We start from the raw sequence: 12,648 nt of genomic DNA, 5'->3' as shown, positions 1-12,648 counted from the left end.
ACCTTCGTGTGGCCTCGGAGAATCGCCCTGCCCGCCGTCGTCCCCTCTAATCAGGCCGCCGCGTCCGCAAAAGCCAAAAAAGGCCGACCAGCGGCAGGATCAGCGGGATGAACACGTAGCCGCTGCCGTACCCCGACCAGACGGTCGCGTGCGGGAACGCCGCCGGGTCGGCCATGCTGAGCGTCCCGACGATCAGCACCCCGGCCAGCTCGATCGCGCAGGCCGCCAGCGCCGTCCGGCGAGCGCCCCTGGCCAGGGCGACGGTGAGCACGACGTAGACGGCGGCGGCGAACGCCGACAGGGCGTAGGCCAGCGGCGCCTCGTCGAACCGGGTGGCGATCTGCACGCCCGCGCGGGCCCCGGCGGCGAGCGCGAAGATGCCGTACACCGCGACCAGCAGGCGCCCCGGCCCGGTGCCGACCGGCGCGCCGGTCACGCCGTCCCCTGCCAGATCTGCAGCAGGCGCCCGACCATGACCGGGATCGCGAAGCAGGCCACCGCGGCGACCGCGGGCCCCCAGCGGGTGCGCTCGGCGAGCGCCCAGACGGCGGCGACCGGCGGGATGACCACGGTGCCGGCCAGGTAGCCGATGAACGTGGCCGTCTCGTGCGGGCTCTGGCCGCCGATCACCTTGGCCACGCCGATGCCCGCCTGCACGAGCAGCCCCAGTTCCAGCACCCCGAGGCCGATGAGCAGCACGACGCCCATGGCCCTGTTCCTGATCGCGACGATCACGCAGGCCGCGGCGAGCAGCAGCGCGCCGATGATGAGCGCGGTGGCCAGGCCGCCGATCATCGGGCGTCCTCACGGCTCGGCAGGGGCCGGGACACCGGGGTCTTCGGGAGCATGGCAGGTAGGGTATCGGCCGTCCGCCTCGGTCCCTCCCCCGAGGAGACCCCCTCCGCCGCGCGCCGCCGGAGAGGGCCTCTGGCGTGGGCCGCCGGTCAGTCGCAGGTCACCAGCACCACCGACACCACCGTGCACCGCACCTGATCGGAGTCGTTGGCGCTCACCGGGTCCACGGGGTCGGAGGCCGTGCGGGTGGCGGTGAAGGTGTAGGGGACGCCGATGGTGAGCAGCCCGAGGGGCACGGAGAACGTCCTGGTCACCGAGGACCCGGCGGGCACGGTTCCCGTCGCGCAGGTGACGGCGCCCTGGCCCGCGGCGCAGTCGCCGGGCGAGGCGGTGAGCCCGGCGGGCAGCGTCGTCGTGACGGTCGCGTCGCGCACCGCGCCCGGCCCGTTGCCGGTGACCCGCACCTTGAAGTCGATCTTCGGGACGAGCAGGCCGAGGCGGGGCGTGGCGGTGAGGGCCACGGCGGCGTCGGCCTCGGCGACGACGGTCAGCACCGGTCCGGTGACGATCGTGGAGGCGTAGTTCGACCCGCGCAGTTCGCCCTGGAAGGTCCGCTCCCCCGGGGCGGCGTCCGGCGCGACGGACAGGGTGAACGCGACGGTGGCCGAGGCTCCCCCGGAGAGCGCGCCGACCGGCGCCTGGAAGCCGATCGGGGTTCCGCCGCCGTCCGTGACCGTCGTGCACGGAGCCGCCGCGCCCGCGCATCCGGTGAGCGTGGCGTAGGACGGCAGGGGCGCGGGGGTGGTGAACACGCGCGCCGCCGCGTTCAGGACCGTGAAGGCGTGGACGTTGGTGACCGTGACGGTGACCGTGACCGGGTCGCCCGCCTGGACCTGAGCGGAGGATAAGGACAGCGCCACCTCGGGCGGGCCGGCGAGGGCGGGGGTGGCGAAGAGGGGGGCCACCGCCATCGTGACGGCCATGGTGACGGCCGCCGCGACAGCGGCGAGGGGATGCCGGAGGGATCTCATTGGAGCCTTTCGGTCTCGGAGAAATACCGAACCCTCTGACTATGGCCGCTGATATCCCGATTGGACGTCATATCGCGATTGATTGGTCACCATTCGTAGTGTCCGGATGCGGACACTACGGCCGGCTCACGGCAGCGACAACTCCGCGGCCAGGCCGTCGAGCAGCCATTTCAGGCCGCGCTCGAAGTTGTCGTCCGCCACGGGGACGCCCTGCTCCAGCAGCGGCGCGAGGTTGGGGAAGCCGCCGCCGCGCACCAGGTCCATGAGGTAGGGCAGGAAGACCTCGTCGCGTTCCTCCGGCGACATGCGGCCGTGCCCCGACCTGCCCTCCAGGACGTCGCGGATGACGTGCCCGAGGACGTAGTCGTCCACCGCGGTCAGGACGCGCCACGCGCGATCATCACGATGCCGCCGGCCGGCCGGCTGACCGACCGCCTCGGGGCCCGGGGCGTCGCGCTGTGCGGCCTCGTCCTGGCCGGCATGTTCGCCTACACGCGCACCGGCGCCGCCACCCCCGCGTGGATCCTCATGGGGGCGCTGTTCGTCGTCGGGCTCGGGCACGGAGCCCTGGCGCCGTCGCTCGCGGCCGCCTCCTACCAGGGGCTGCCCGGCGCGGTGATCCCGGCGGCCACCGCGACGAGCAACATCGCCATCAGGACGGCGACCTCGCTGGGCGTCGCCGCGTCAGAGAAATAGCAGGTCAGGGCCGCCCGGCCGAGAGGAAGACAAAGGCGAACTGTATTCTGTAGGCGGTTGACGAAGGAGTCCCGGCGGCCGCGAGACCCGTGGCGCCGTGATGATCATTGGAGTCGCGATGTCCGCGCAGGACCTCGCAGGCAGGGCCGCCGCACACAAGATCGCCCGTCCCGTCCCGTTGCGCGAGAGCGTCCACGAGGCGCTCCTGGAACTCATCATCAGACGGACCGTCCGCCCGGGCGAACACCTGGCCGAGAGCGAGCTCGCCGAGATGCTCGGCGTCTCCCGGCAGCCGGTCAGGGAAGCGCTGCAGCACCTCAGCCGGGAAGGCTGGGTGGACCTGCACCCGGGGCACGGCGCCTTCGTGCACGTCCCCACCTTCGCCGAAGCCGACCAGTTGCTCGCCGTGCGTTGCCTGCTGGAGACCGAGGCGGCGCGGCTGGCCGCCCGTCACCGCACCGACGAGGCGGTCGCGCGGCTGCGCGAGCGGTGCGCGCGGGGCCTGGCCGCCATCCACGCCGGCGACAACGACGCGGTGGTGGCGCTCAACTTCGAGCTGCACGGCATCGTCATGGAACTCGCCGGCAACGCGGTGCTCACCGACCTGGCCGCGCAGGTCTCCCGCCGGGTGCGGTGGTTCCAGTCTCCGGTGGCGCTCCAGCGCGGGGTCCTGGCCTGGAAGGAGCACGCCGAGCTCGTCGACGCCCTGGACCGGGGGGACGCCGAGGGGGCCGCCGAGGTCATGAAGCGCCACACCGATCACACCCGGGAGATGTACCTGCGCCGGCTCGCCGAGGAGGAGCCGGTGCGGCCGGAGGCCGAGCGCCGCAGGCCACGGCGGACCCCGGCCACGTCGGGCCGCTGAGGGGAGTCGCCGCGCTCAGTCCGGGTGGCCCACCCAGTTCACCTCGTATCCGGCCTCCTGCAAGCGGATCACCGTGTGGGTGAGATCGTCGTCCCGGAACTCCCGCCAGACGCCGAGCAGCGTGGCGACCGGCCCGGGCAGTTCCACGTCCTCGTACCGGGCGGGCGTGCCCCACTGGAGGTGCAGGGCCCGGCCCGGCGTGGTGGCGGGGGTGGCCGTGAACGGCCGCCAGTGGAGGGTGTGGCCGCGGAACCTCGCGTCCAGGACCACGACGCCGCTCTCGAACGCCTCCACGGGCATCCCGAAACCGACGCGCAGGTAGCGCTCTTCCCACAGGACCAGCAGGCGCGTCGCCTTCAGGACGGACGGCAGCACGCCGAGGTCCGATATCGCCGCGACCCCGTCGGCGCCCGGCGTGAAGCCACGGGAAGAGATATATCCGACATATGGTGGGTCCATATCTTCTGTCAAAATATGGACCTGCGTGGGAGGTCCGTAGCCGAGTCGGCCAATCGTCTCTTCGGCGACTCTCGGCAGGATATCGAGTAAGTGTTCCGCGATATCTGGCATTCGCTCAGTATCGTGGAGTCACCGCTGCCATGATCCTGACATGCCGGAAAACAGGGAGAAATGGCTGAGCGCACTCCGGTCGAGGACGGGCGGCTACACCGTGCTCGACCCGTCCGCGCTCGCCGAGGCCGAGGCCCTCTTCGCCGCGACCACCCAGGTGTACGACCTGCCCGCGACCTGCCACGCGGCCGGGACGCTGCACTGGCGGCGCGCCCAGTCCCTGGCGGACGAACGCGCCGCGCGCGAGGTGGACATCGCCGTCCCCCTGTTCATGATGGTCCACCGGTCGGGTTCGGCGCTGCCGCCGCCGGAGCCGCTCGCGCCCACGCTGGCCGCGATCCCGCAGGTGCTCCCGGGTGAGCCCCTCACCTGGATGCACTTCCTCGAAGTGCTCGAAACGTGGCTGACGAGCGGAGCCGACCCGTACCGGCTGCGGCTCGCGGTGCACGTCGGGCGCAACGCCGCGCGGTCCACTCCTGCCGGGCATCCCATGCGGATCGGCCACCTGATCTTCCTCTCCAACGCCCTGCGGTGCCTGTTCGAGCAGTCCGGCGACCTGGCGAGCCTGGACGAGGCCATCGAGATCGGGGAGCAGGGCGCGGCGGAGGCACGGACGGACGAGGACCGCGCCGCCTTCCTCTCCGGCCTCGCCACGAGCCTGCGGGTCCGCTACGAGCACACCGGCGACGTACCCGCGCTGCACCGCTCCGTCGAGACCGGCAGGTGGGCGCTGCGGGTCGTGCCGCACGGCCACCCCCAGCGGTACGTGCCGCTCATGGAGCTGAGCCTCGCCCTTCGCGCTCTGTACGACCGCACCGACGACCCCGCGCTGCTGGAAGAGCTGTGCGTGCTCGGGGCGGCGGCGATCGAGGCCCTCCCGCCCGAGCTCCCGCCGTCCGCCGTGATGCTCACCAACCACGGCAGCGCGCTGCGGGCGCGGTTCGAGCGCACGGGCCGCCAGGACGTGCTGGGCGAGGCGATCGCCGTCGCGCGCCGGGCGGCCGCCCAGGCGCCGCCCCGCACCCCGCTCCAGGTGGCGTGCCGGTACAACCTCGCCGGCCTGCTGCGCGAGCAGTTCGAGCACACCGGGGACCTGCGGGCCCTGAACGAGGCCGTCGTCCTCGCGGACGTGGTCGTCGACGCCACTCCCCCGGTCCACCCGGACGCGCCGCTGTACCGGTCGTCGCTCGCGGCGTGGCTGGTGGCCCGTTTCCAGCGCTCCGGCGACCTCGGGACACTGGACGAGGCGATCGCGCTCGGCCGCACGGCGGTGGAGACCCTCTCCGAGGACCACCCCCTCTGGACGCAGTCCGCGACCAACCTCGCCGTCGCGCTGACGGCCATGGCCGGCCGCACCGGCGACGCCGGCCTGCTGGACGAGACGATCGCGCTCCACCGGCGGTCCGCGAGGAACGCCTCCGGCCGTTTCCTGGCAGGAGCCGTCACCGGACTGGCCAACGCCCTGCTCGCGTCCTACGAGCTCACCGGCGACACGGCCGCCCTGCGGGAGGCGATCGCACAGGGCAGGACCGCCCTGGCCGCGCTCTCCGGCGACGACCCCACCAGGGCGATCTGCGCGGTGAACCTGTCCCGCGCGCTGGACGAGCTGACCGAGGCGACCGGCGACGACCGTGCGGCGGAGGAGGCCCTCGGCCTGCTGGAGGCGGCCGCGGGACAGGAGCGGGCCAGGACCTCGGTCCGGGTCGAGGCCGCCCGCGGCTGGGGCAGGCTGGCGGCGGGCCGGGGTGAGACCGAACGGGCGGCGCGGGGACTGGCCGCCGCCGTGGAGCTGCTGCCCCGCCTGGCGGCCCGCGGCCTGTCCCGGTCCGACGCGACGCACTGGATGGCCGAGTACGCGCGGCTGGCCGGGGACGCGGCGGCGCTGGCCGTGGAGACCGGACGGCCCGAGCGGGCGGTCGAGCTGCTGGAGGCGGGGCGCGGCGTGCTGCTGTCCCAGGCCCTGGACGCGCGCACCGACCTGACCGAGTTGCGCGAGCGGGACGCGGCGCTCGCCGACCGGTTCGCCTACCTGGTGACGCGGCTCGACGCCGACGAGACCGGCGACCCGTCCGACTCGCCCGACCTGCGCCGAGAGCTGGCCGGCGAGCTGGCGGAGCTGATCGAGCGCGTCCGGTCGCTGCCCGGCCTCGACAGGTTCCTGCTGCCCCCGGACCTGGCGCGGCTGCGCGCCGAGGCGAGCGACGGCCCGGTGGTCATGGTCAATGTCAGCGACCATCGGTGTGACGCGCTGATCCTCACCTCCTCCGGCGTCCAGGTGCAGGAGCTGCCCGGCCTGAGCACGCGGGCCGTCCACGAGCGGCTCGCGGTGATGCGCGAGGCGCTGGCCCTGAGGAGCGGCGCCGAGCCGGAACGCGAGCGGGCCGAGCGGGCGATGCACGCCACGCTGGCCTGGCTCTGGGACGCCGTCGCGGGCCCGGTCCTCGACCGTCTCGGACTGACGGGCGCGGCCGACGAGCTGACAGACGCGGCGGGCGGTGAACGGCGCCTGTGGTGGGTGCCGTGCGGCCCCATGGCGTACTTCCCCCTGCACGCGGCCGGCCACCACGAGGATCCGCCGGGACCCGGCCGCCGTACGGTGATGGACCGGGTCGTGTCCTCCTACACCACCACCGTCCGGGCGCTGGCCCATGCCCGGGCGCGGCGGGCGGAGCGGCCCGGTCCCCGCCGGCCGCGCGTGCTCGCGGTCGCCATGCCGGAGACGCCCGGCGCGGCGCCCCTGCCGGGGGCCCGGGTCGAGTACAGCCGGCTGTCCCGGCTCTTCCCCGGCCTGGACGGGCTGGTCGGCCCGGACGCCACCCGCGACGCCGTCCTGTCCCGCCTTCCCCGCAGCGCCTGGGCGCACTTCGCCTGCCACGCCGCCGCCGACCCCGCCGATCCGTCCGGCAGCCACCTGCTGGTGCACGACCACGCCGGCCGGCCGCTCGACGTGGTGGAGGTGTCCCGGCTCCGGCTGCGGGACGCCGAGTTCGCCTACCTGTCGGCCTGCGACACCGCCGTCACCGCGCCGGAGCTGGCCGACGAGTGCGTCCACGTCGTCTCGGCCTTCCAGCTCGCCGGGTTCTCGCACGTCGTCGGCACGCTGTGGGAGATCGGCGACGCCGCCGCCGCGCAGCTCGCCGTGAAGGTGTACGAGGACCTGGTCGCGGCGGGCTCCGACCCGGCGCACGCGGCGCGCTGCCTCCACCGGGCGACGCGCGCCCTGCGCGACCGCCACCCGGGCATGCCGACGCTGTGGGCGTCCCACGTGCACATGGGAGCCTAGGCCCGGCGCGGGTCAGGCCGGGGCCGCCCTGAGGCCGTCGAGGATGACGGTGGTGAGGGGGTCGTCGGCGCGGGCGCCGGGGCGGCAGACGGCCACGTTGAGCAGGCCGACGACCTCGCCCGGCGGGATGTCGGGGCGCATCGCCCCTTCCCGCTGCGCCTGCTCGGCGATCCGCCTGAGCAGGGCGTCCATGTCGCCGGTCAGGGCGGGCAGCTCGGGGTGCGCGGTGGGCACGCCGGCGAGCGACTTGGTCAGAGAGAGGGGCAGCTCGACGCAGCGCTCCATCAACAGGCGCAACACCTGCCAGCCGGGCAACCCCTGGGCGGTGAGCTCGCGGCCCGTGGTGAGGAGCCGGCGCAGGCTGTCGACGGCGATCTCCTCCAGCAGGGCCTGCCGGTCGGGGAAGTGCCGGTAGAGCGTGCCGACGCCGAGGCCGGCCGCCCGCGCGATCTCCTCCATGGAGACGCCGGGGCCGCGCCCGGTGAACAGCTCGACCGCGGTCGCGACGATCAGGTCGCGGTTGCGGCGCGCGTCGGCTCGCACGTCCGGGCCCTCCTCGGCTCCTCTACGAACGGAATCGGGGATTCAGGTTACTGTACGGTGGTAGACGGAAGATGAAGGTCCGATTCACTTTGGAGTGATCATGAAGTTCGCCATCCACGTCGGGCAAGAAGGGCTGAGCCTCGACGAGCTGATCGGGCAGGTGCGCGCGGCCGCGGAGGCGGGGCTGGACGGCGTGTACACCAACCAGCTCACCTCGTGGGACGCGGTCACGCTCGCCGCGCTCGCCGCCCGCGAGGTCCCCGGCATCGACGTCGGGACGGCGGTGACCCAGACCTACCCCCGGCATCCGCTGGCGCTCGCCGGACAGGCGCTCACCGCCCAGGCGGCGAGCCGCGGCCGGTTCGTCCTCGGCGTCGGCCCCAGCCACCAGCCGATCATCGAAGGCTGGTTCGGCTACTCCTACGCCCGCCCCGCCCGGCACGTCCGCGAGTACCTGACGGCGCTCGGGCCGCTGCTGCGCGGCGAGCAGGTGGAGTACCGCGGCGAGACCCTCACGGCGGCCGGACGGGTCGAGGTGCCCGGCGCCACGCCCCCGCCGGTCCTGCTGTCGGCGCTCGGCCCCGTCATGCTCGGCATCGCGGGCGAGCTGACCGACGGCGTCGTCACCACCTGGACGACGCCTCGGACGACCGGCGAGTACATCGTTCCCGCCGTCACCCGCGCCGCCTCCCAGGCCGGACGGCCCGCCCCGCGCGTCGTCACCACGGTCATCGTGGCCCTCACCGCCGACCCCGAGGCCGCCGTCCGCCGGGTCGCCGACGCCTACGGCATGGTCGGGCACCTGCCCAGCTACCGCGCCCTGCTCGACCGCCAGGGCCTGACCGGCGTCCACGAGACCGTCATCGCCGGCGACGAGACCACCATCGAACGCGCCCTGCGCTCCTACACCGACGCCGGCGCCACCGAACTCCTCATCAGTCCCTTCGGCGACCTGGCCCACCGCGCCCGCGTCCTGGACCTGCTCAGCTCCCTACGCAGCCATACGTGATCCTGCGGGCTCACGCCGTCCGGCGCTCGCCGCACGAGGCGCGGGCGACCAGCGTCGGCGCGAAGACGAGCGCGACCGGCCCGCCGGGGCGGTCCACGATGAGTTCGGCGGCCTTCAGGCCCATCTGGTAGGAGGGCTGGGCGACCACGGTGATCCCGAGCGCCGCGGCCCACGGAAAATCGTCCATCGTCACGAACGCGAGGTCGCCGGGGATCGCGATGCCCCGCGTGATGAGGGCCGAGTGGACCGCGACGGTCAGCCGGCCGGTGGTGCAGACGATCGCGTCCAACGGCTCGCCCCGGTCACGGCCACGGGCGAGCAGCCCGTCGACGGCGGCGCTCACGTCCTCTTCGCTCTCCGCGACCGCCACCGCGTCCTCGCGCAAGGGCGACCCCAGGCCCGCCAGAGCCCGCCGCAGCCCCGCCGTACGCCTGATCTGGGAGGGGCGGCGTCCCGAGGAGACGACGCCGATGGAGGAGCGCCCGCACTCGGCCAGATGGGCGGCCATCAGCCGCCCGGCCTCGACATCGTCCAAGGTGATCGAGTGCAGGCCGGGCGGCGCGTCCCGCACGGACCGCGCGACGATCACGCACGGGGTGCCGTTCCCGGCCATCCGGCGTGTCCGGCCGTCGGTCGCCTCACCGGTGGTCACGATCAGCCCGCGCACCCTCTGCTCGTCCATGGTCCGTACCTGGGCGACCTCGCGGTCGACGCGGCGAAACGTGTTGGCGAGCATGACGAGGCTGTCGTTGGCCGCCGCCACCTCGTCGACGCCGCGGATGAGGTCGAGGTAGAAGGGGCTGCTCAGATCGCGGATGACGACGCCGATCGTGCTGGAACTCCCGGCGAAGACGCCCTTGGTGAGCGCGTTGGGGGTGTACTCCAGACGAGCCACCGCCTCCCACACCCGGGTGGCGGTCGCCTCGGTGACGGCGCCGCCGTTGAGGACGCGGGAGACCGTGGCCGTGGACACACCCGCGTCCGCGGCGACGTCGCCGATGGTCGCTCGCTTCACCAGACTCCCCCGGTCGGTCCGACGTTTCCCGCGCCGTTCAGGCCACGACTCGCTGCCCGGCTCGCACGACGATCTCGCCGCCCACCATGACGGTCCCCACGTGGTGAAGTTCCGCGGGGTCGGTCACCACGAGGTCGGCGATCATGCCCGGCGCGACACGGCCACGCCGCGGCGCCACGCCGGGAACGGCGTCCGCGACGTTGGCGGTCGCCATCGCCACCGCGGCCGGCAGGCTCACCACGCCGGCCTTGATGGATCGGTCGATCGCCAGCAGGATCGGGTCGTGATGACCGCCCGCGTAGTCGGTGGAGATCGTGTCCACCACTCCCGCAGAGAACATCGCATAGAGCAATTCTGGCCCCGTCGTCAGCCGTTGCGCCCCGAACGTGTCCAGAGTGGACACGTCCACGATCGCGCCCATCTCCTTCAGCCGTCCGGCGTGCTCGACGGCCTCGCGGAGCTCGAAGCTGGAGTGGTTGGAGTGCCCGGCGATCAGGATGACGTCCGTCCGCGCGATCGAGGCGACCTGGGTCATCGACGCCGCCGCGTTGTGCACCAGCACCGGGACGCCCGCCGCGCGGGCCTGCCCGGCCGCCTCGGCGAGCCCGCGCAGGGCGATGTCGAAGGCCGGCAGCACGATGCCGGAGACGATCTCGCGGGCGTCCTCGACCGAGAGCCTGCCGGTCAGGCCCGCGCCCGCCAGCGCCTCCTCCACGGCGTCCCGGTCGAACGCGCTCGCCGAGATGTGCCGGCCCAGCACCGCGACCTTCAGCCCGTTCGCCTGGCGGGGCGTGATCCGGACGCCGGTACGTCTCTCGACCTCGGCGGGGATGTACATGTAACTCGCCCCGCCCCCGCCGAGGGTGTGCCCCGCTCCGATCTCGCCGAGCGCGACCGCCCCGGCGCGAACCGCGTCCCGCGCGGTGAACGCGCGGTTCGCCGCGGTGAGACCGCCGCCGTCGGCGATGGTCGCCGCCGCCAGGCAGGCGGGGGTGTTGCACGAGGCGAGCCTGACGTTGACCGGGTGCGCCTCGCCGGTGCGCGCGAGCGCCTCGGCGGTGACGAAGCCGTCCACGCAGAGCACCGTGGTCGTCCCCTCCACCAGGTGCCGGTCGAGGTTGGCGAGCACCTGCTCGTGTGGCAGGGCCTCATGGCCGCTGGGGAACAGCGGCCCGTACGCGGTGCCGTGCGTGTGGTTGTTGATCAGCCCGGGGATCACCAGCATTCCGGCCGCGTCGACGATCTCGTCCACCGTGCCGTAGGCGTCGGCCGGGCGCGAGGGCACGATCTCGCGGACGGTGTCCCCCGCGACGACGATGTCGACCGCGCGCCGCGGGTCCGTGCCGGTGCCGTCGACCAGGTCACCGTCATGCAGGACGATCGTACGCACGATTCCTCCTCACCGGGCCGCAAGCGCCGGCCGCTCGAACCGGAACGCCGCCAGCGCCTCGTCCTGGTTCTCGCCGAGCACCTCGCCGGCGACCAGGTCACCGGCGTGCACGCTCAGCGTCGCGCCGCTGTGCGAGACCGCGAAGTGGAAGTTGGGCAGCGCGACGACCCGGCCGAGCACCGGCAGGCCATCGCCGGGGATGGGCCGTTCACCGACCCGGACCCCCTCCACGGTCGCCGCGCGGAGTCCCGGATACAGCGCACGACCGGCCTCGACGACCTTGCCGACGGCCGACGGATCGACGCTGATCTCCCCGGCGCCGGAGACGTGCGCCGCGCCGTCGATCTCATGGGTGTGCAGCAGGACGCGCCCGCCGCCGTCCGGGCGTAGGTGGACGTGCGGGGAATGGATGACGCGCGACGGCGAGACCGCGACCGGTGAGGTGGAGACGAGCACGCCGCGGGTGTTGCGCATGGGCAGCACGAGCCCGGCGAGCTCGGCGATCGCGGCGGCCTGTGGTCCCGCGCAGTTCACGACCGCGTCCGCGAGGAGTCGTCGTCCGGAGGCGAGCCACACGGCGCGCACCATGCCCGCGGTCACCTCCAGCCCGGTGACGCCGTCGTACGCCACCGGTTCCGCACCCCCGGCCACCGCACTGGACAGCAGGTGGCCGATCAGTCGGACCGGCTCGATCCAGCCTTCGCGGGGGAAGTAGGCGATCTCGTCGTCCGGTAGCCCGGCCGGGTCCATGTCCGGTTCCAGGCGCAGCGCCTCGGCCCGGCTCAGCCACCGCGCCTCGTATCCGTAGTCGAGGACGCCTGCGACCTTGCCGCGCAGTTCCGCGCGCCCGGCGTCGTCGGCGGCCCATTCGAGGTTGCCGCCCTCGTGGTACCAGTCGCCGTGCGGCACGTCGGCCGCCAGCCTCCGGTGGGCCGCCATGCCCGCGACGTTGAGATCGTGGTACGACCGCGGCCGCTTACCGCAGGAGTTGACCCACGAGAACGTCGCCCCGGAGGTCCCGCCCGCCGGGGCGCCGGCGTCCACGACGGTGACCCGGGCGCCCCGCCGCGTCAGCGCGGCGGCCACCGCCGCGCCGTAGACGCCGGCACCGATCACGACCACGTGCTCGACCATGCCGCACCTCTCGATGTAACTAGTTACAGCAACTAGTTACATCAGCAGAACACGGGGGTTCGGCACGGTCAAGGGTGCGTCTGTCACGGGAGCACGCCCAACAAGGCGTGAATGGCCGACTCGCCGCCCCTCCGGACGGCGAAAGCCTGGGAAACGAGCGAGCCCAGGCGAGGAAACGATTCCCGGCCTGGGCTTTCATCGGAAGTGGAGCTATGGGGATTCGAACCCCAGACCTCCTCCATGCCATGGAGGCGCGCTACCAACTGCGCTATAGCCCCTTGTCGCCGCTATGGGTACTCCCGTCACGGCGCTCGGAG

Annotated in this window: 13 protein-coding genes and 1 tRNA gene; 4 read left to right on the top strand and 10 right to left on the bottom strand. The window is 73.6% G+C overall.

What is annotated here, in order from left to right; all coding sequences use genetic code 11:
• Nucleotides 1–46 precede the first annotated feature (46 nt).
• From BJ982_RS18075 to BJ982_RS18060, 4 genes are all read right to left on the bottom strand, one after another.
• A complete protein-coding gene (locus tag BJ982_RS18075) occupies nt 47–436 on the bottom strand; it encodes a hypothetical protein (RefSeq protein ID WP_184881584.1) in 390 nt (129 codons plus the stop codon).
• Nucleotides 433–795: a hypothetical protein gene (locus BJ982_RS18070; protein ID WP_184881581.1), complete on the bottom strand. Its 363-nt coding sequence runs from the start codon at nt 793–795 to the stop codon at nt 433–435. Before BJ982_RS18070 ends, BJ982_RS18075 begins: the two co-directional genes overlap by 4 nt.
• 149 nt (nt 796–944) lie before the next feature.
• On the bottom strand, nt 945–1,826 hold the full coding sequence (locus BJ982_RS18065; RefSeq protein ID WP_184881579.1) for a DUF11 domain-containing protein: 882 nt from the start codon (nt 1,824–1,826) through the stop codon (nt 945–947).
• 126 nt (nt 1,827–1,952) lie between these two features.
• Nucleotides 1,953–2,198 (bottom strand): TetR/AcrR family transcriptional regulator C-terminal domain-containing protein, encoded by a 246-nt coding sequence (locus tag BJ982_RS18060; RefSeq protein WP_184881577.1) that lies wholly within the window; start codon nt 2,196–2,198, stop codon nt 1,953–1,955.
• On the opposite strand from BJ982_RS18060, the gene BJ982_RS18055 reads away from it, so the two are divergent.
• Entirely contained in the window at nt 2,175–2,522 is a 348-nt protein-coding gene (locus tag BJ982_RS18055; RefSeq protein WP_184881574.1) for an MFS transporter, read from the top strand. The genes BJ982_RS18060 and BJ982_RS18055 overlap by 24 nt on opposite strands.
• A 118-nt stretch (nt 2,523–2,640) precedes the next feature.
• Complete coding sequence (locus BJ982_RS18050) at nt 2,641–3,387, top strand: GntR family transcriptional regulator (protein WP_184881572.1); 747 nt, start codon at nt 2,641–2,643, stop codon at nt 3,385–3,387.
• 15 nt (nt 3,388–3,402) lie between these two features.
• Here the strand turns inward: BJ982_RS18050 and BJ982_RS18045 are convergent, their stop codons facing one another.
• Complete coding sequence (locus BJ982_RS18045) at nt 3,403–3,846, bottom strand: hypothetical protein (RefSeq protein ID WP_184881570.1); 444 nt, start codon at nt 3,844–3,846, stop codon at nt 3,403–3,405.
• A 151-nt stretch (nt 3,847–3,997) separates the two neighbouring features.
• Between BJ982_RS18045 and BJ982_RS18040 the strand changes: the two genes are divergently transcribed.
• The gene (locus BJ982_RS18040) at nt 3,998–7,240 is read left to right on the top strand and encodes a CHAT domain-containing protein (protein ID WP_184881567.1); all 3,243 of its coding nucleotides are present in this window, start codon (nt 3,998–4,000) and stop codon (nt 7,238–7,240) included.
• Between the two features lie 12 nt (nt 7,241–7,252).
• Here the strand turns inward: BJ982_RS18040 and BJ982_RS18035 are convergent, their stop codons facing one another.
• Nucleotides 7,253–7,783 carry a TetR/AcrR family transcriptional regulator gene (locus tag BJ982_RS18035; RefSeq protein ID WP_184881565.1) on the bottom strand — a complete coding sequence of 177 codons (531 nt, stop codon included), beginning with the start codon at nt 7,781–7,783 and terminating at the stop codon, nt 7,253–7,255.
• A gap of 94 nt (nt 7,784–7,877) precedes the next feature.
• Between BJ982_RS18035 and BJ982_RS18030 the strand changes: the two genes are divergently transcribed.
• Entirely contained in the window at nt 7,878–8,792 is a 915-nt protein-coding gene (locus BJ982_RS18030; RefSeq protein ID WP_373869674.1) for a TIGR03564 family F420-dependent LLM class oxidoreductase, read from the top strand.
• A gap of 10 nt (nt 8,793–8,802) precedes the next feature.
• Here BJ982_RS18030 and BJ982_RS18025 read toward each other — a convergent pair whose 3' ends face one another.
• The 4 genes from BJ982_RS18025 to BJ982_RS18010 all read right to left on the bottom strand — a co-directional run bounded on the left by BJ982_RS18025 (nt 8,803) and on the right by BJ982_RS18010 (nt 12,609).
• Entirely contained in the window at nt 8,803–9,807 is a 1,005-nt protein-coding gene (locus BJ982_RS18025; RefSeq protein ID WP_203959310.1) for a LacI family DNA-binding transcriptional regulator, read from the bottom strand.
• Between the two features lie 37 nt (nt 9,808–9,844).
• A complete protein-coding gene (locus tag BJ982_RS18020) occupies nt 9,845–11,197 on the bottom strand; it encodes an amidohydrolase family protein (protein ID WP_184881561.1) in 1,353 nt (450 codons plus the stop codon).
• A gap of 9 nt (nt 11,198–11,206) precedes the next feature.
• Nucleotides 11,207–12,331: an NAD(P)/FAD-dependent oxidoreductase gene (locus BJ982_RS18015; RefSeq protein ID WP_184881559.1), complete on the bottom strand. Its 1,125-nt coding sequence runs from the start codon at nt 12,329–12,331 to the stop codon at nt 11,207–11,209.
• 205 nt (nt 12,332–12,536) lie between these two features.
• A tRNA-Ala gene (locus BJ982_RS18010) sits at nt 12,537–12,609 on the bottom strand.
• Between the last annotated feature and the right edge of the window lie 39 nt (nt 12,610–12,648).

The sequence above is a fragment of the Sphaerisporangium siamense genome, assembly GCF_014205275.1.
GTDB classification, from domain to species: Bacteria; Actinomycetota; Actinomycetes; order Streptosporangiales; family Streptosporangiaceae; genus Sphaerisporangium; species Sphaerisporangium siamense.
Note: the sequence above shows the minus strand (reverse complement) of the source record. Positions and strands in the feature narration are given on the sequence as shown.